Below are 17,323 nucleotides of genomic sequence, written 5' to 3'. Positions count from 1 at the left end.
ATGGCCGAGTCACAACCCTTATCCGCCGCCCCTGAGGGGGCGGAATATCTCAGGGCGGTGCTGCGCGCACCGGTCTATGAAGCCGTGCAGGTCACGCCCCTGCAGAAAATGGAAAAGCTCTCTTCGCGCCTCGACAACGTCATTCTGGTGAAGCGCGAAGACCGCCAGCCGGTGCACAGCTTCAAGCTGCGCGGTGCCTACGCGATGATGGCCGGACTGACCGATGAGCAAAAAGCGCGCGGCGTGATTACCGCGTCGGCGGGCAACCACGCGCAGGGCGTGGCGTTCTCGTCTGCTCGTCTGGGGCTGAAAGCGCTGATCGTGATGCCGGTTGCTACCGCAGACATCAAGGTCGACGCGGTGCGCGGTTTCGGCGGTGAAGTATTACTCCACGGGGCTAACTTTGACGAAGCAAAAGCCAAAGCGATTGAGCTGGCGCAGCAGCAGGGTTTCACCTGGGTGCCGCCGTTCGACCACCCGATGGTGATTGCCGGGCAGGGCACGCTGGCGCTGGAGCTGCTGCAGCAGGATGCCCATCTCGACCGCGTCTTTGTTCCGGTGGGCGGCGGTGGCTTAGCCGCAGGCGTGGCGGTGCTGATCAAACAGCTGATGCCGCAGATCAAAGTCATTGCCGTGGAAGCGGAAGATTCTGCCTGCCTGAAAGCGGCGCTGGATGCCGGGCATCCGGTAGACCTGCCGCGCGTCGGGCTGTTTGCCGAGGGCGTGGCGGTGAAGCGTATTGGCGACGAAACCTTCCGCCTGTGCCGGGAATATCTCGACGATATCGTCACGGTGGATAGCGATGCGATCTGCGCGGCGATGAAGGATCTCTTCGAAGACGTTCGTGCGGTGGCGGAACCGTCCGGCGCTCTGGCGCTGGCGGGCATGAAAAAATACATCGCGCAGCACATCATTCGCGGCGAGCGTCTGGCGCACGTGCTTTCTGGTGCCAACGTGAACTTCCACGGTCTGCGCTACGTGTCCGAGCGCTGCGAGCTGGGGGAACAGCGTGAAGCGCTGCTGGCGGTGACCATTCCGGAAGAGAAGGGCAGCTTCCTGAAATTTTGTCAGCTGCTGGGCGGCCGTTCGGTGACGGAGTTTAACTACCGTTTTGCCGATGCTAAAGACGCCTGCATTTTTGTTGGCGTGCGTCTGAGCCGGGGCGTGGAGGAGCGTAAAGAGATCCTCAACCTGCTGCATGAAGGCGGCTATAGCGTAGTCGATCTCTCCGACGATGAGATGGCGAAGCTGCACGTGCGCTACATGGTCGGCGGGCGTCCATCGAAGCCGCTCAGGGAACGTCTGTTCAGCTTTGAGTTCCCGGAATCGCCTGGCGCGCTGCTCAAGTTCCTGCACACGCTGGGCACGCACTGGAACATCTCCCTTTTCCACTACCGCAGCCACGGCACCGACTACGGCCGCGTGCTGGCGGCGTTTGAACTGGGCGAGCACGAGCCGGATTTCGAAACGCGGCTGAACGAGCTGGGCTATGAGTGTCACGATGAAACCCATAACCCGGCGTTCAGGTTCTTCCTGGCAGGTTAGTGGTTTGGCAATATCGTCCAGAACGCATCAATAAGCGGCTCATGCAGCCGCTTTTTTTGTGCGCACACGCCAAGCTCAAACGGCGTTTTCTCATCGCTGCGCTCCAGAATCATCACGCGATTGCGCACCGGTTCCGGGCTATTTTCCAGCACCACCTCCGGCAGCAGCGCCACGCCGCAGCCGAGCGCCACCATCGACACCATTGCCTCATGGCCGCTGACCGTGGCGTAAATCGACGGGTTGCTGATTTTCTGGCGGCGGAACCACAGCTCAATACGACGGCGCACCGGCCCCTGATCGGCCATGATAAACGGTACCGTGGACCAGTCCGGTTTTTCCACCGACACCTGGTTACGCACCGGGCAGGGCAGCGCCGGGGCAATGAGTACCACCGCCAGATTCTCCAGCATGGAGAATGCCACCGCGCCCGGCAGGGTTTCAGGTTTCCCGGCAATGGCGAGATCCGCTTCGCCCGTCACCACTTTTTCCATTGCGTCGGAGGCATCGCCGGTGGTGAGCTTAATTTCAACCGACGGATGCGCCGCGCGGAAGCGGTCAAGGATGGGTGGCAGATGGCTGTAGGCGGCGGTCACGGAGCAAAAAATATGCAGCTCGCCGGAAAGTGACGGCCCCTGCTGGTCAATCGAGTGCCGCAGCTGCTGGTACTGCAGCAGCGTCTGCTGGGCAAAAATGCGTAGCTCTTCGCCCGCTTCCGTGAGGGTGACGGTGCGGTTGTCGCGCACGAACAGGGGCTGGCCGAGGTCTTCCTCAAGGCGCTGGATCTGGCGTGAAAGCGTGGAGGGGCTAACGTGCATCGCCCGGGCGCTGCGGCCAAAATGACGGCTTTCCGTCAGGTGCAGGAACATTTTCAGATCGCGTAAATCCACCGATTCCACTCCCTCTTTTTACATTGCAAAAATTGCAACATGACGTTGTGAATATATCAATTTCCGCAATAAATTTCCTGTTGTAATGTGGATACATTCTCGCTGAAACGCGAACCGAACAATAAGACACACAACATCACGAGGTATCACCCATGGCTAACTACTTTAATACACTGAACTTGCGCCAGCAGCTGGCGCAGCTGGGCAAATGCCGCTTCATGGCGCGCGACGAATTTGCCGATGGCGCGAGCTACCTTCAGGGTAAAAAAGTGGTCATCGTCGGCTGTGGCGCACAGGGTCTGAACCAGGGCCTGAACATGCGTGACTCCGGTCTGGATATCTCCTACGCCCTGCGCAAAGAAGCGATTGCCGAGAAGCGTGCTTCCTGGCGTAAAGCGACCGAAAACGGCTTCAAAGTGGGTACCTACGAAGAGCTGATCCCGCAGGCGGATCTGGTAGTTAACCTGACCCCGGACAAGCAGCACTCAGACGTTGTGCGTTCCGTACAGCCGCTGATGAAAGACGGAGCGGCGCTGGGTTACTCCCACGGCTTCAACATCGTTGAAGTGGGCGAGCAGATCCGTAAAGACATCACCGTGGTGATGGTTGCACCGAAGTGCCCGGGTACCGAAGTTCGTGAAGAGTACAAGCGTGGCTTCGGCGTGCCGACCCTGATCGCGGTTCACCCGGAAAACGATCCGAAAGGTGAAGGCATGGCGATTGCCAAAGCATGGGCAGCGGCGACCGGCGGTCACCGTGCTGGCGTGCTGGAATCGTCCTTCGTTGCCGAAGTGAAATCTGACCTGATGGGCGAGCAGACCATTCTGTGCGGCATGCTGCAGGCCGGTTCTCTGCTGTGCTTCGATAAGCTGGTGGAAGAGGGTACCGACCCGGCATATGCGGAAAAACTGATTCAGTTCGGCTGGGAAACCATCACCGAAGCGCTGAAGCAGGGCGGTATTACGCTGATGATGGACCGTCTGTCCAACCCGGCAAAACTGCGTGCTTACGCGCTGTCTGAACAGCTGAAAACCATCATGGCACCGCTGTTCCAGAAACACATGGATGACATTATCTCCGGCGAATTCTCTTCCGGCATGATGGCGGACTGGGCGAACGACGATAAGAAACTGCTGACCTGGCGTGAAGAGACCGGTAAAACTGCGTTCGAAACCGCGCCACAGTACGAAGGTAAAATCGGCGAGCAGGAGTACTTCGATAAAGGGGTGCTGATGATCGCGATGGTGAAAGCAGGCGTTGAGCTGGCGTTCGAAACCATGGTGGATTCCGGCATCATCGAAGAGTCTGCTTACTACGAATCACTGCACGAGCTGCCGCTGATTGCGAACACCATCGCCCGTAAGCGTCTGTACGAAATGAACGTGGTTATCTCTGATACCGCGGAATACGGTAACTACCTGTTCTCTTACGCCTGCGTACCGCTGCTGAAAGAGTTTATGACTACTCTGCAGACTGGCGATCTGGGTAAAGCGATTGCAGAAGGTGCCGTGGACAACGCGCAGCTGCGCGATGTGAACGAAGCCATTCGCAGCCACCAGATCGAGAAAGTGGGTCACAAATTGCGTGGCTACATGACCGATATGAAGCGCATCGCGGTAGCGGGTTAACAACAGGGGCGGGCTGATGCCCTCACCCCGCCCCTCTCCCACAGGGAGAGGGTGCAAACATTAAAGGCCTTCTCTAAGAGAAGGCCTTGCTGTTTATTTCCGGTACAGCACTTTAATGATGTGATAACCAAACTGGGTATGCAGCGGGCCGGTTGGCTCCAGCACCGGGCAGGAGAACACCACTTTATCGAACGCCGGAACCATCTGACCCTGGCGGAACTCACCCAGATCGCCGCCGCGTTTGCCTGACGGGCAGATGGAGTGCTTCTTCGCCAGCTTCCCGAAGTCGGCACCGTTTTTAATCTGCTCCAGAAGATCTAAAGCCAGTTTCTCTTCTTTAACGAGAATGTGCACTGCTGCTGCTGTTTTTGCCATGATCGTGCCTTGAATAGGTTGAAATAAATCGGGGCGCAATATACCACGCGTCAGCGGCGATAAAGCACCTTAATGATATGGTAGCCAAATTTGGTTTTTACCGGGCCGTAGGGCTTCAGAAGCGGGCAGCTAAAGACCGCCTGATCGAACGGGCCGACCATCGCACCTTGTTGAAACTCGCCGAGATCCCCACCATTGCGCCCGGAAGGGCATTTAGAGTAGCGCTTCGCCAGATGATCAAAGCTGATGCCGCGCTCCAGCTTGGCCAGGATCTCCTGGGCCAGTTTCTCTTCTTTTACCAGAATATGCAGGGCTGCTGCGGTCTTTTTCATGGTTCTGCTCTACGGGTTAAACGCGATTTCTCCACTTTATCATTAGCCGGTAAATCTGCGCCCGGCTTTCTGCTACAATCCACACCCCGTTCGAAGATTGAGCAACACTCCCATGCGTTTAAACCCTGGACAACAACAAGCGGTCGAATTCGTTACTGGACCATGCCTGGTGCTGGCAGGGGCCGGTTCGGGTAAAACCCGTGTGATCACCAACAAGATCGCCCATCTGATCCGCAATTGCGGGTATCAGGCGCGACACATTGCGGCGGTCACCTTTACCAATAAAGCGGCGCGTGAGATGAAAGAGCGCGTCGGTCAGACGCTTGGCCGTAAAGAAGCGCGCGGCCTGATGATCTCCACCTTCCACACGCTGGGGCTGGATATCATCAAACGCGAGTATGCGGCGCTGGGAATGAAGTCCAACTTCTCCCTCTTCGATGACACCGACCAGGTGGCGTTGCTCAAAGAGCTCACCGAGGGGCTGATCGAAGATGACAAAGTGCTGTTGCAGCAGCTGATCTCGACGATCTCGAACTGGAAAAACGATCTGATGACCCCGGCGCAGGCCGCGGCGATCGCCAAAGGCGAACGGGATCGGATCTTCGCCCACTGCTACGGTCTGTACGATGCGCATATGAAAGCGTGCAACGTGCTGGACTTTGACGACCTGATCCTGCTGCCCACGCTGCTGCTGCAGCGCAATGAAGAGGTGCGCGAGCGCTGGCAGAATAAAATCCGCTACCTGCTGGTGGATGAATATCAGGACACCAACACCAGTCAGTACGAGCTGGTGAAGCTGCTGGTGGGGAATCGGGCGCGTTTCACCGTGGTAGGCGACGACGATCAGTCAATTTACTCCTGGCGCGGCGCGCGTCCACAAAACCTGGTGCTGCTGAGCAAAGATTTCCCGGCGCTGCAGGTGATTAAACTCGAGCAAAACTACCGCTCCTCCGGTCGTATCCTGAAGGCGGCAAACATCCTGATTGCCAATAACCCGCACGTATTCGAGAAGCGTCTCTTCTCCGAACTGGGCTACGGAACGGAGCTGAAAGTGCTCAGCGCCAACAATGAGGATCATGAAGCGGAGCGAGTCACGGGAGAACTCATCGCTCACCACTTCGTCAACAAAACCGAATATAAGGATTACGCGATCCTCTATCGCGGTAACCACCAGTCGCGCGTCTTTGAAAAGATGCTGATGCAGAACCGCATTCCGTACAAAATTTCGGGCGGCACGTCGTTCTTCTCACGACCAGAAATCAAAGACCTGCTGGCTTATCTGCGCGTGCTCACTAACCCGGATGACGACAGCGCGTTTCTGCGTATTGTGAATACGCCAAAACGCGAGATAGGCCCGGCGACGCTGCAAAAGCTCGGCGAGTGGGCGATGACCCGCAACAAAAGTATGTTTACTGCCAGCTTTGACATGGGGCTGAGCCAGACGTTAACCGGGCGTGGCTATGACTCGTTAACCCGCTTCACCCACTGGCTCGGCGAAGTACAGCGTCTCGCGGAGCGCGAGCCGGTGGCTGCAGTGCGCGATCTCATTCACGGCATCGACTATGAGTCCTGGCTGTATGAAACCTCAGCCAGCCCGAAGGCGGCTGAGATGCGCATGAAGAACGTTAACCAGCTTTTCAGCTGGATGACCGAAATGCTGGAGGGCTCTGAAATCGACGAGCCTATGACCCTGACGCAGGTCGTCACCCGCTTTACCCTGCGCGACATGATGGAGCGCGGTGAGAGCGAAGAAGAGGCCGATCAGGTTCAGCTCATGACGCTGCATGCGTCAAAAGGGCTGGAGTTTCCGTATGTCTATCTGGTTGGTATGGAAGAGGGATTGTTGCCGCACCAGAGCAGCATTGATGAAGATAACGTCGATGAGGAGCGCCGCCTGGCCTACGTGGGGATCACCCGCGCGCAGAAAGAGCTGACGTTCACGCTGTGTAAAGAGCGCCGCCAGTATGGCGAACTCGTCCGCCCGGAGCCGAGTCGTTTCCTGCTGGAACTGCCGCAGGATGACCTGATCTGGGAGCAGGAGCGCAAAGTGATTACCGCGGAAGAGCGGATGCACAAGGGGCAGGCTAACGTGGCGAACATTCGCGCCATGCTGGCTAAAGCCAAAGAGAAAGGATAATGATGAGTAGCCGGGCAAGGCGAAGCCGCCACCCGGCAATGTTCAGCGTATTACTTTACTTCCAGCACCCAGTGCACATAGCTCTGCCACTGGCACTCCTGCTCGATCATCTCGGCCCCTAACGGGTGACGTTCAATCCAGTTTTCCGGCAGCGTCAGCGAAAGCTTCTCGTCATCGGCCACAAGATTAATGGCTGGCAGCAAATCATCGCGGCGGCGGCTGGCAAACAGGATCGCCAGACGCAGCAGGCGGCACAGATGCTCGGCCACGCGCGGCGGTACGGCGTTTTGCTGATGCAGAGAGGAGAGATCGACTGCATTGGTTTGGTTCAGCAGCAGCGTTGCCAGCAATTTTTTCTGCGCGGGCGTGTAGCCCGGTAAATCAAGGTTGCGGACCAGATACGCTGCGTGAGCCGGTGCCTGCTTAAAATCAATGCTCAGCCCTACTTCATGTAGCGCGCACGCGCTCAGGAGTAAATCCCGACTCAGATGATCAAGATCCCAGACGTTAGCGACCTGATCGGCGAAGCGTGACGCCAGCTGCGATACGCGTCCTGCCTGATCGATATCAACCAGAAAACGACGCTGAACGTTGCGCAGGGTACGGCTGCGGATATCCTGATCGACCGACAGATGCAGCATCCCGTAGACCAGGCCTTCACGCAGCGCACCGCCGGCCAGGGTCATACACTGGATGTTCAGCTCGGTGAAAATAGCGATAAGAATGGCCAGCCCGCTCGGGAAGACCAGCGCGCGTTCGAGCGTCAGGCCTTCAATTTCCAGCTCTTCCAGGCGTCCGCACTGAATGGCGCGCTGTTTCAACTGCTGAAGCTTAGCAAGCGTAATCCGCTCGTCCATTCCCTGCGCCATCATGATTTCCTGCAGGGCCTGCACGGTCCCGGACGCACCCACGCAGACTTTCCAGCCGTGATAGCGCAGTTCATCCATGACCGGGCGTAATACCTCGCGCGCGGCGTTTTCCGCCTCGTCGAAGTTCTCTTTACCCAGATTACGATCGGTAAAGTAGCGCTCAAGCCAGGTCACGCAGCCCATCGAGAGGCTGAACAGCGACGTTGCCTGCGCGCCGGTGCCGGTCACAAGCTCGGTACTGGCACCGCCGATATCCACCACCAGGCGGCGATCGTCACCCCCAGTGGTGTGTGCAACTCCCTGATAAATCAGACGAGCTTCTTCTTCACCGCTGATAACCTGAACCGGGCAACCGAGGATTTCCTGCGCTCTGGCAATAAAATCAACGGCGTTAACCGCCAGGCGAAGTGTCGCAGTGGCGACGACGGTGATTTGGGCATGCGGGATATCCTGCAGACGCTCGGCAAAGAGTCGCAGACACTGCCAGCCACGTTCCATGGCTTCAGGTGAGAGGTGGTTATCGCTGCTCAGGCCCGCCGCGAGGCGGACCTTGCGCTTGATGCGCGTCAGCGTTTGTATGCTTCCCGCCACCTCGCGCACAACCAGCATATGAAAACTATTCGAACCGAGATCAATTGCCGCATAAAGCGAGGTGGAGCTGAGCATATTTTCTTAACCTGAACGACGACGATTACGCGGTGCGCCGCCTGAACGACGCGGACCATTGCCGGAGCGTGGGCGGGTTAGACGCTTAGGCGGCGGCAGTTCGCTTAACAGCGCTTCCGGATTGTATTTGCTCTGCGGGATAGAGTGACCGATATAAGTCTCAATGGCTGGGAGATTCAGCGCATACTCTTCACATGCAAGGCTAATAGAGTGTCCGCTTGCGCCCGCGCGACCGGTACGACCGATACGGTGTACGTAGTCTTCGCAGTCGTCTGGCAGATCGTAGTTAAAGACATGCGTCACGGCTGGAATGTGTAAACCACGTGCCGCCACGTCGGTTGCGACCAGAATATCGAGATCGCCACGGGTGAACTCTTCCAAAATACGCAGGCGTTTTTTCTGTGCGACGTCGCCGGTCAACAGGCCAACACGGTGACCGTCTGCAGCCAGATGGCCCCAGATGTCTTCACAACGATGTTTGGTGTTCGCAAAGATGATGGCGCGATCTGGCCACTCTTCTTCAATCAGCGTTTGCAGCAGACGCATTTTCTCTTCATTGGAAGGATAGAAGAGCTCTTCTTTAATGCGGTGACCCGTTTTCTGCTCAGGTTCCACTTCTACATATTCGGCGTTGTTCATCTGTTCGAACGCCAGTTCGCGTACGCGGTATGAGAGGGTTGCAGAGAACAGCATATTCAGACGCTGATTGGCCGGAGGCATACGGCGGAACAGCCAGCGAATGTCTTTAATGAAGCCGAGATCGTACATGCGGTCAGCTTCATCGAGCACCACAACCTGGATTGCGCCGAGGTTAATGTGGTTCTGTTTAGCGTAGTCGATAAGACGGCCGGTGGTACCGATCAGGATATCCACACCGCTTTCGAGCACTTTCAGCTGTTTATCGTAGCCGTCGCCGCCGTAGGCCAGGCCAATCTTCAGGCCCGTAGCCTGCGCCAGGGGTTCAGCGTCTGCGTGGATCTGTACCGCCAGTTCTCGCGTCGGGGCCATAATTAGCGCGCGCGGCTGGTTAACTTTGCGGTCTGCAATCGCTGGGTGAGAAAGTAAATAATGAAACGTTGACGTTAAAAACGCCATCGTTTTGCCGGTACCGGTTTGCGCCTGCCCGGCAACATCGCGACCGGCCAGCGTCAGCGGCAGCGCGAGGGCCTGAATGGGCGTGCAGTTATGAAACCCTTTATTTTCAAGGGCTTCAATCACCTTCGGGTGCAGCGCGAAGTCGGAAAACTTCTGTTCTGTTAAATGTGTTTTGCTCATAGTGTGGTAGAATATCAGCTTACTATTGCTTTACGAAAGCGTATCCGGTGAAATAAAGTCAACCTTTAGTTGGTTAATGCGACATCAACACGTCGTTGGTGGAGACAAAACCAACGTACCAGGCTTATTCCTGTGGAGTTATATATGAGCGATAAAATTATTCACCTGACTGACGACAGTTTTGACACGGACGTACTTAAGGCTGACGGGCTGATCCTCGTCGATTTCTGGGCTGAATGGTGTGGTCCTTGCAAAATGATCGCCCCGATTCTGGATGAGATCGCCGACGAATATCAGGGCAAACTGACCGTTGCCAAGCTGAACATCGACCAGAACCCGGGCACCGCACCAAAATACGGTATCCGTGGCATCCCAACCCTTCTGCTGTTCAAAAACGGCGAAGTGGCAGCGACCAAAGTGGGTGCGCTGTCCAAAGGTCAATTGAAAGAGTTCCTGGACGCTAACCTGGCGTAAGGTTTCTCCGCTGTGCGTTCAGAGCTCCCGGCTAAATGATGTGGAACTCTGGACGCCCGGCTGAAGTCGTGCTAAGTTAGCTATGACTTCGTTTTAAACATATCTTGTTGTTTGAATCTTGTTTTACCCGATACTTCCCGTTGTTGACATGAACAGTGCGTGAAGTGGCTAAATTCCGGGCTTGTCGCTCAATCCGTCTTGTCGTTTCAGTTCTGCGTTCTTTCCCTGTGACCAGACAGCGAACAGACATGAGTTGATGGCCGCTAAACAGGCATGGATGACCCTGCCATACCATTCACAACATTAAGTTCGAGAATCACCCCGAGTTTAAGAACCCACACCATTATGAATCTTACCGAATTAAAGAATACGCCGGTTTCTGAGCTGATCACTCTCGGCGAAAATATGGGGCTGGAAAACCAGGCTCGTATGCGCAAGCAGGACATCATTTTCGCCATCCTGAAGCAGCACGCTAAGAGTGGCGAAGATATCTTTGGCGACGGTGTGCTGGAGATATTGCAAGACGGATTTGGTTTCCTCCGCTCTGCAGACAGCTCCTACCTCGCCGGCCCTGACGACATCTACGTATCCCCCAGCCAAATCCGCCGTTTCAACCTCCGCACTGGTGACACCATTTCAGGTAAGATTCGTCCTCCTAAAGAGGGTGAACGCTACTTTGCGCTGTTGAAAGTCAATGAAGTTAACTTCGACAAACCGGAAAACTCGCGTAATAAGATCCTCTTTGAGAACTTAACGCCGCTGCACGCGAACTCTCGCCTGCGCATGGAGCGTGGTAACGGTTCTACTGAAGACTTAACCGCGCGTGTACTGGATCTGGCATCACCAATTGGTCGTGGCCAGCGTGGTCTGATTGTGGCGCCGCCAAAAGCGGGTAAAACCATGCTGCTGCAGAACATCGCTCAGAGCATCGCCTATAACCACCCAGACTGCGTGCTGATGGTGCTGCTGATTGACGAACGTCCGGAAGAAGTGACCGAGATGCAGCGTCTGGTTAAAGGTGAAGTGGTTGCTTCTACCTTCGACGAACCGGCATCTCGCCATGTTCAGGTAGCGGAAATGGTTATTGAGAAGGCGAAACGCCTGGTTGAGCACAAGAAAGACGTGATCATCCTGCTCGACTCCATCACTCGTCTGGCGCGTGCCTACAACACCGTGGTGCCGGCGTCCGGTAAAGTCCTGACCGGTGGTGTGGATGCTAACGCCCTGCATCGCCCAAAACGCTTCTTCGGTGCAGCGCGTAACGTGGAAGAGGGCGGCAGCCTGACCATCATCGCGACGGCGCTGATCGATACCGGTTCTAAAATGGACGAAGTGATTTACGAAGAATTTAAAGGTACAGGCAACATGGAACTGCATCTTTCTCGTAAAATCGCTGAAAAACGCGTCTTCCCGGCTATCGACTACAACCGTTCCGGTACTCGTAAAGAAGAGCTGCTCACCACCCAGGAAGAGCTGCAGAAAATGTGGATCCTGCGTAAAATCATCCATCCAATGGGTGAGATCGACGCAATGGAGTTCCTCATTAACAAACTGGCGATGACCAAAACCAACGACGATTTCTTTGACATGATGAAACGCTCGTAACGCAAATAAAGCCAGCAAACGCCACGTTTTTACGTGGCGTTTTTCTTTTATGGACTATACGCTAGTACCATCTACTCCCAATTTTGACCGGTCGGTGCGACAATAGGGCCGTTTCTGCAGCCAAAGAAATAATTGATTGAAAAATATACAAAGGGAGTTGTAAGAAGCCATCTTTATTACTTCTGAGGCTGTGGCTTCATGGTTATACTTCCGGGACTAACATTTGTTGAGAGCAATCCATTGTGAATCTATTCACCGCCGTTACTGAACTGATCAGTATTTTTTTATTCACAACCTGTTTTTTGTTCATTGCGCGCAAGGTGGCAAAACGAATAGGGTTGGTGGATAAGCCTAATTTTCGTAAACGCCATCAGGGACTTATTCCTTTAGTCGGCGGGATTTCTGTTTACGCAGGGATTTGCTTCACGTTTGGTATTGCTGACTATTATATCCCGCATGCCGCCCTCTATATTGCCTGCGCCGGTGTCCTGGTGTTAGTCGGGGCTCTTGATGACCGCTTCGATATCGCGGTGAAAATACGCGCCACCGTTCAGGCGGCCATTGGCGTGGTGATGATGGTTGTCGGCGGACTGTATCTGCGTAGCCTCGGCTATGTGTTTGGCCCGTGGGAGTTAGTTCTGGGTCCATTTGGCTTCTTCCTGACGCTCTTTGCCGTCTGGGCGGCAATCAATGCTTTCAACATGGTGGACGGCATTGACGGCCTGCTCGGTGGACTGTCATCCGTTTCTTTCGCCGCTATTGGCATTATCTTATGGTTTGATGGCCAGTACAGTCTGGCAATGTGGTGTTTTGCCATGATTGCCGCCATTCTGCCTTATATCCTCTTAAACCTCGGCGTGCTGGGCCGTCGCTATAAAGTCTTTATGGGGGACGCGGGCAGTACGCTGATTGGTTTTACGGTTATCTGGATCCTGCTTGAAACCACGCAGGGTCAAACCCACCCGATAAGTCCGGTAACCGCGCTTTGGATTATTGCCATTCCATTGATGGATATGGTGGCGATTATGTATCGCCGCCTGCGCAAAGGGATGAGTCCTTTCTCTCCAGACCGCCAACACATTCATCATCTCATCATGCGTGCGGGTTTTACTTCTCGTCAGGCGTTTGTGCTGATTACTCTGGCCGCTGCTATTTTGGCCGCAATTGGCGTAGCTGCAGAATATTCTCATATCATTCCTGAGTGGGTTATGTTGGCATTATTCTTGCTAGCATTTTTCCTGTACGGCTACTGCATCAAGCGCGCATGGAAAGTAGCGCGGTTCATAAAACGTATTAAACGCCGGATGCGTCGTAACAGTGGCAAAAACACAACATTAACTAAGTAAAACCGGGACTATGATGACTCAACCGTTGGCGGGAGCGAAATCAGTGGTAACTGAGAATGAACTGGATATTCGGGGTTTGTTTCGCGTGTTATGGGCAGGCAAACTTTGGATTGCGGGGATCGCGCTGGGTTTTGCACTGTTAGCGCTGGCCTATACGTTCTTTGCAAAACAAGAATGGAGCTCCACGGCAATCACGGACAAACCAACGGTTAACATGCTTGGGGGATACTATTCCCAGCAGCAATTCCTGCGAAACCTGGATATTAAAGCCAACCTCGCCACGCCAGATCAGGTCTCCGTTATGGATGAGGCTTATAAAGAGTTTGTGATGCAACTGGCTTCGTGGGATACGCGCCGCGACTTCTGGTCTCAGACGGATTATTACAAGCAGCGTCGGGTTGATAACACTAAAGCCGATGCCGCTCTGCTGGACGATCTGATTAACAATATTCAGTTTATGCCGGGCGATGCGCTGCGTAACGTGAACGACAGCGTCAAACTGATTGCAGAAACCGCGCCGGATGCTAACAACCTGTTGCGTCAGTATGTCGCGTTTGCCAGCCAGCGTGCCGCAAGCCATCTTAACGAAGAGCTTAAAGGCGCCTGGGCGGCTCGTACAATCCAGATGAAAGCACAGGTGAAACGTCAGGAAGAGGTGGCTAAAGCCATTTTCGCTCGTCGTGTTCATAATATTGAGCAGGCGCTGAAAATTGCGGAACAGCACAATATTTCCCGCACTGAGACGGACGTGCCGGCTGATGAGCTGCCTGATTCAGAGATGTTCCTCCTTGGCCGCCCCATGCTGCAGGCGCGCCTGGAAAACCTCCAGGCCGTCGGTCCTGATTTTGACCTCGATTACGATCAAAATCGCGCGATGCTCAACACGCTTAATGTAGGTCCTTCTCTGGACCCGCGTTTTCAGACCTATCGTTATTTGCGAACGCCTGAAGAACCTGTAAAACGCGATAGTCCGCGTCGTGCATTCCTGATGATTATGTGGGGGATTGTAGGCGCACTGACGGGCGCTGGCGTGGCGTTAACGCGTCGTCGCAAAAACTAAGAACGCCGTCTACGATGAAGGCTGCGGCCTTCATCGCCTAATCGAAGAGAATCGATGTGAAAGTACTAACCGTATTTGGCACCAGGCCGGAGGCCATTAAGATGGCACCTCTGGTTCATGCGCTGGCCAGCGATCCGGATATTGAAGCAAAAGTCTGCGTCACGGCCCAGCACCGTGAGATGCTCGACCAGGTCTTAACGCTCTTTTCCATCGTCCCGGATTACGACCTCAATATTATGAAACCGGGGCAAGGTTTAACGGAGATAACCTGTCGCATTCTGCAAGAGCTTAAGCCGATCCTGGAGTCATTTAAGCCTGACGTGGTGCTGGTACACGGTGACACCACCACTACCGTGGCGACAAGCCTGGCCGCGTTTTACCAGCGAATTCCTGTGGGGCATGTTGAGGCGGGTTTGCGTACCGGCAATCTTTATTCGCCGTGGCCGGAGGAGGCCAACCGCACGTTAACGGGCCATCTGGCGATGTACCACTTTGCGCCAACGGAAAATTCTCGTCAGAACCTGCTGTGTGAAAATATCGCCGATAACAAAATCTTTGTGACCGGCAATACGGTCATTGATGCGTTAATTTGGGTGCGTGACCGCGTTCTGGCAAATAGCGATCTTCAGAAAGACCTCGCTGCCCGCTATCCATTCCTGCACAACGGCAAAAAAACCATCCTGGTCACCGGCCACCGTCGCGAAAGCTTTGGCCGGGGTTTTGAGCAAATCTGTCACGCGCTGGCTGAAATCGCTGCGCAAAATGACGATGTGCAAATTGTCTATCCGGTCCATCTCAATCCTAACGTCAGCGAGCCGGTTAATCGCATTCTGGGCCATGTCGACAATGTTCTACTGATTGAACCGCAGGACTACATGCCGTTTGTCTGGCTAATGAATCACGCCTGGCTGATCCTCACCGATTCCGGCGGCATTCAGGAAGAAGCGCCCTCTCTCGGCAAGCCGGTACTGGTGATGCGTGAAACGACCGAACGTCCGGAAGCCGTCAAAGCCGGTACGGTGCGTCTGGTCGGCACCAACGCGCAGCTCATCGTCGAAGAGGTCACGCGCCTGCTGCATGACGATGAAGCGTATCAGGCGATGAGCCGGGCCCATAATCCGTATGGAGACGGGCAGGCTTGTGGCCGTATTTTGCATGCACTTAAACACAATCGGGTATCGCTATGAGTTTTACTACCATCTCTGTCATTGGTCTTGGCTACATTGGCTTGCCTACTGCGGCCGCGTTTGCCTCTCGTCAAAAACAGGTTGTCGGTGTGGATATTAACGCCCGCGCGGTAGAAACCATTAACCGTGGCGAAATTCATATTGTGGAACCCGATCTGGATCGTGTGGTGAAAGAGGCGGTGGAAGGAGGCTTCCTGCATGCCAGCACGACGCCCGTTGAAGCGGATGCCTATCTAATTGCAGTCCCAACCCCCTTTAAAGGCGACCACGAGCCCGACATGGCGTTCGTCGAGGCGGCGGCAAAATCAATCGCGCCTGTGCTGAAAAAAGGGGCGTTGGTAATCCTCGAGTCCACGTCTCCGGTGGGGGCGACTGAACAGATGTCGCAGTGGCTGGCAGAGGCCCGTCCAGACCTGAGCTTCCCACAGCAGGTTGGCGAGCAGGCGGATATCAACATCGCCTACTGCCCGGAGCGCGTACTCCCGGGCCAGGTCATGGTCGAACTGATTAAAAACGACCGCGTCATTGGCGGTATGACGCCAGTCTGTTCCGAACGTGCCAGCGCGCTGTATAAGATTTTCCTGGAAGGCGAGTGCGTGGTGACAAACTCCCGCACCGCCGAGATGTGCAAGCTCACGGAAAACAGCTTCCGTGACGTTAATATCGCCTTTGCGAACGAACTTTCACTTATCTGTGCCGATCAGGGAATTAACGTCTGGGAGCTGATTAGCCTGGCGAATCGCCATCCGCGTGTGAATATTCTCCAGCCAGGCCCGGGGGTGGGCGGACACTGTATTGCCGTCGACCCGTGGTTTATCGTGGCGCAGAATCCAGCGCAGGCGCGCCTGATTCGCACCGCGCGTGAAGTGAACGACAGCAAACCTCACTGGGTGCTCAATCAGGTCAAAACCACTGTAGCGGATTGTCTGGCAGAGAGCGGCAAGCGCGCTAGCGAGCTGAAAATTGCCTGCTTTGGTCTGGCATTTAAACCCAACATTGACGATCTGCGTGAAAGCCCGGCGATGGAAATTGTTGAGATGATTGCCGAATGGCACAAGGGTGAAACGCTGGTGGTTGAGCCGAATATCCATGAATTGCCGACAAAACTGGCGGGGCACTGCACGCTGACGGCGCTGGATGAAGCGCTTGCGACGGCGGACGTGCTGGTGCTGCTGGTGGATCATAAAGAGTTTAAAGCGACTTCCGGTGATGCCGTTCGTCAGCAGTATATTGTGGATACCAAAGGTGTCTGGCGTTGAACAGCCTGAAAGGGGGGCTCGAGTCCCTGCAGTGGGAGAGTGCCTTTTTTGGCCTGCCGTCGGCCATCGTGCGTCTGCGCGATGACGCGCCGGTGCTGGCTGAATCGGATTTTACCGCCTGGCAACGGGTGCAGGCGAAGATCCCTGCGGAGCGTGCCGATCTGCTTGACGCGCTCCAGCAACACGGCTTTCAGCTGGTTGAAGGCGAGGTCGATCTTTCCATTACCCTCACCCGGCACGATGCGTCAGGCGCGGAAATTGCAACGGATCAGGATATCCCCGTGCTGCGTCAGATGGCGACCCAGGCGTTTGCGCAGAGCCGCTTTCGTGCGCCCTGGTATGCACCTGACGATAGCGGGCGTTTCTATGCCCAGTGGGTAGAGAATGCGGTTAAAGGCACCTTTGACCACGTCTGCCTGGTTTTCCGTGCAGGAGACGGTCAAATCAAGGGGTTCGTCTCGCTGCGTAAACTCAACGAGCGCGAGGCGCGTATTGGCTTATTAGCCGGGCGCGGCATGGGTGAAAAACTCATGCAGGCGGCGCTGCACTGGTCGCAACAGCAACAGCTAGTGACGCTGCGGGTAGCGACCCAACTGGGCAACACCGCGGCGCTTAAACGTTATATTGCGAGTGGTGCCAACATCGACGCCACCGCCTACTGGTTATACAGGTGACAAG

General features: G+C 55.3%; 15 protein-coding genes. 10 read left to right on the top strand and 5 right to left on the bottom strand.

Annotated features, from left to right (window positions below):
- Nucleotides 1-1,545, top strand: coding sequence for a threonine ammonia-lyase, biosynthetic (gene ilvA, locus AC4IBF_RS21035; RefSeq protein ID WP_491463078.1), 1,545 nt, complete (start codon nt 1-3; stop codon nt 1,543-1,545).
- On the opposite strand, the gene ilvY is transcribed toward ilvA, so the two are convergent.
- Nucleotides 1,542-2,432 carry an HTH-type transcriptional activator IlvY gene (ilvY, locus tag AC4IBF_RS21030; RefSeq protein WP_111963506.1) on the bottom strand — a complete coding sequence of 297 codons (891 nt, stop codon included), beginning with the start codon at nt 2,430-2,432 and terminating at the stop codon, nt 1,542-1,544. The two genes, ilvA and ilvY, sit on opposite strands and share 4 nt — an antisense overlap.
- 152 nt (nt 2,433-2,584) lie before the next feature.
- Here ilvY and ilvC point away from each other — a divergent pair, with 152 nt between their 5' ends.
- On the top strand, nt 2,585-4,060 hold the full coding sequence (ilvC, locus tag AC4IBF_RS21025) for a ketol-acid reductoisomerase (protein WP_021242831.1): 1,476 nt from the start codon (nt 2,585-2,587) through the stop codon (nt 4,058-4,060).
- A gap of 93 nt (nt 4,061-4,153) precedes the next feature.
- Here the strand turns inward: ilvC and ppiC (AC4IBF_RS21020) are convergent, their stop codons facing one another.
- Together ppiC (AC4IBF_RS21020) and ppiC (AC4IBF_RS21015) are read right to left on the bottom strand one after the other, a co-directional pair.
- Nucleotides 4,154-4,435: a peptidylprolyl isomerase PpiC gene (ppiC, locus tag AC4IBF_RS21020; RefSeq protein WP_023309650.1), complete on the bottom strand. Its 282-nt coding sequence runs from the start codon at nt 4,433-4,435 to the stop codon at nt 4,154-4,156.
- 50 nt (nt 4,436-4,485) lie between these two features.
- Nucleotides 4,486-4,767, bottom strand: a complete 282-nt coding sequence (gene ppiC, locus AC4IBF_RS21015; protein WP_004886860.1) for a peptidylprolyl isomerase PpiC — start codon at nt 4,765-4,767, stop codon at nt 4,486-4,488.
- Between the two features lie 112 nt (nt 4,768-4,879).
- Between ppiC (AC4IBF_RS21015) and rep the strand changes: the two genes are divergently transcribed.
- Nucleotides 4,880-6,904, top strand: a complete 2,025-nt coding sequence (gene rep / locus AC4IBF_RS21010; RefSeq protein WP_115877002.1) for a DNA helicase Rep — start codon at nt 4,880-4,882, stop codon at nt 6,902-6,904.
- Between the two features lie 50 nt (nt 6,905-6,954).
- On the opposite strand, the gene gppA is transcribed toward rep, so the two are convergent.
- Together gppA and rhlB are read right to left on the bottom strand one after the other, a co-directional pair.
- Nucleotides 6,955-8,439, bottom strand: a complete 1,485-nt coding sequence (gene gppA, locus AC4IBF_RS21005) for a guanosine-5'-triphosphate,3'-diphosphate diphosphatase (RefSeq protein WP_021242833.1) — start codon at nt 8,437-8,439, stop codon at nt 6,955-6,957.
- Nucleotides 8,440-8,445: 6 nt separating this feature from the next.
- Nucleotides 8,446-9,714, bottom strand: a complete 1,269-nt coding sequence (rhlB, locus tag AC4IBF_RS21000; RefSeq protein WP_111963512.1) for an ATP-dependent RNA helicase RhlB — start codon at nt 9,712-9,714, stop codon at nt 8,446-8,448.
- 144 nt (nt 9,715-9,858) lie between these two features.
- Here rhlB and trxA point away from each other — a divergent pair, with 144 nt between their 5' ends.
- From trxA to rffC, 7 genes are all read left to right on the top strand, one after another.
- Nucleotides 9,859-10,188, top strand: coding sequence for a thioredoxin TrxA (trxA, locus tag AC4IBF_RS20995; protein ID WP_006179218.1), 330 nt, complete (start codon nt 9,859-9,861; stop codon nt 10,186-10,188).
- Nucleotides 10,189-10,533: 345 nt separating this feature from the next.
- Nucleotides 10,534-11,793, top strand: a complete 1,260-nt coding sequence (gene rho, locus AC4IBF_RS20990) for a transcription termination factor Rho (RefSeq protein WP_008501566.1) — start codon at nt 10,534-10,536, stop codon at nt 11,791-11,793.
- Nucleotides 11,794-12,035: 242 nt separating this feature from the next.
- Nucleotides 12,036-13,139 carry a UDP-N-acetylglucosamine--undecaprenyl-phosphate N-acetylglucosaminephosphotransferase gene (gene wecA / locus AC4IBF_RS20985; protein ID WP_111963514.1) on the top strand — a complete coding sequence of 368 codons (1,104 nt, stop codon included), beginning with the start codon at nt 12,036-12,038 and terminating at the stop codon, nt 13,137-13,139.
- 13 nt (nt 13,140-13,152) lie between these two features.
- Nucleotides 13,153-14,199, top strand: coding sequence for an ECA polysaccharide chain length modulation protein (wzzE, locus tag AC4IBF_RS20980; RefSeq protein ID WP_111963515.1), 1,047 nt, complete (start codon nt 13,153-13,155; stop codon nt 14,197-14,199).
- Between the two features lie 56 nt (nt 14,200-14,255).
- Nucleotides 14,256-15,386, top strand: coding sequence for a non-hydrolyzing UDP-N-acetylglucosamine 2-epimerase (wecB, locus tag AC4IBF_RS20975; RefSeq protein ID WP_143345657.1), 1,131 nt, complete (start codon nt 14,256-14,258; stop codon nt 15,384-15,386).
- Complete coding sequence (gene wecC / locus AC4IBF_RS20970) at nt 15,383-16,645, top strand: UDP-N-acetyl-D-mannosamine dehydrogenase (protein WP_133295331.1); 1,263 nt, start codon at nt 15,383-15,385, stop codon at nt 16,643-16,645. The genes wecB and wecC overlap by 4 nt, the downstream gene beginning before the upstream one ends.
- Nucleotides 16,642-17,319 (top strand): dTDP-4-amino-4,6-dideoxy-D-galactose acyltransferase, encoded by a 678-nt coding sequence (gene rffC / locus AC4IBF_RS20965; RefSeq protein ID WP_133295330.1) that lies wholly within the window; start codon nt 16,642-16,644, stop codon nt 17,317-17,319. Before wecC ends, rffC begins: the two co-directional genes overlap by 4 nt.
- The last annotated feature ends 4 nt before the right edge of the window (nt 17,320-17,323 follow it).

It is taken from the genome of Enterobacter sp. Taxon_8, assembly GCF_058354585.1.
The sequence above is the reverse complement of the archived record's forward strand: the minus strand, read 5'-3'. Positions and strand labels throughout refer to the sequence as shown.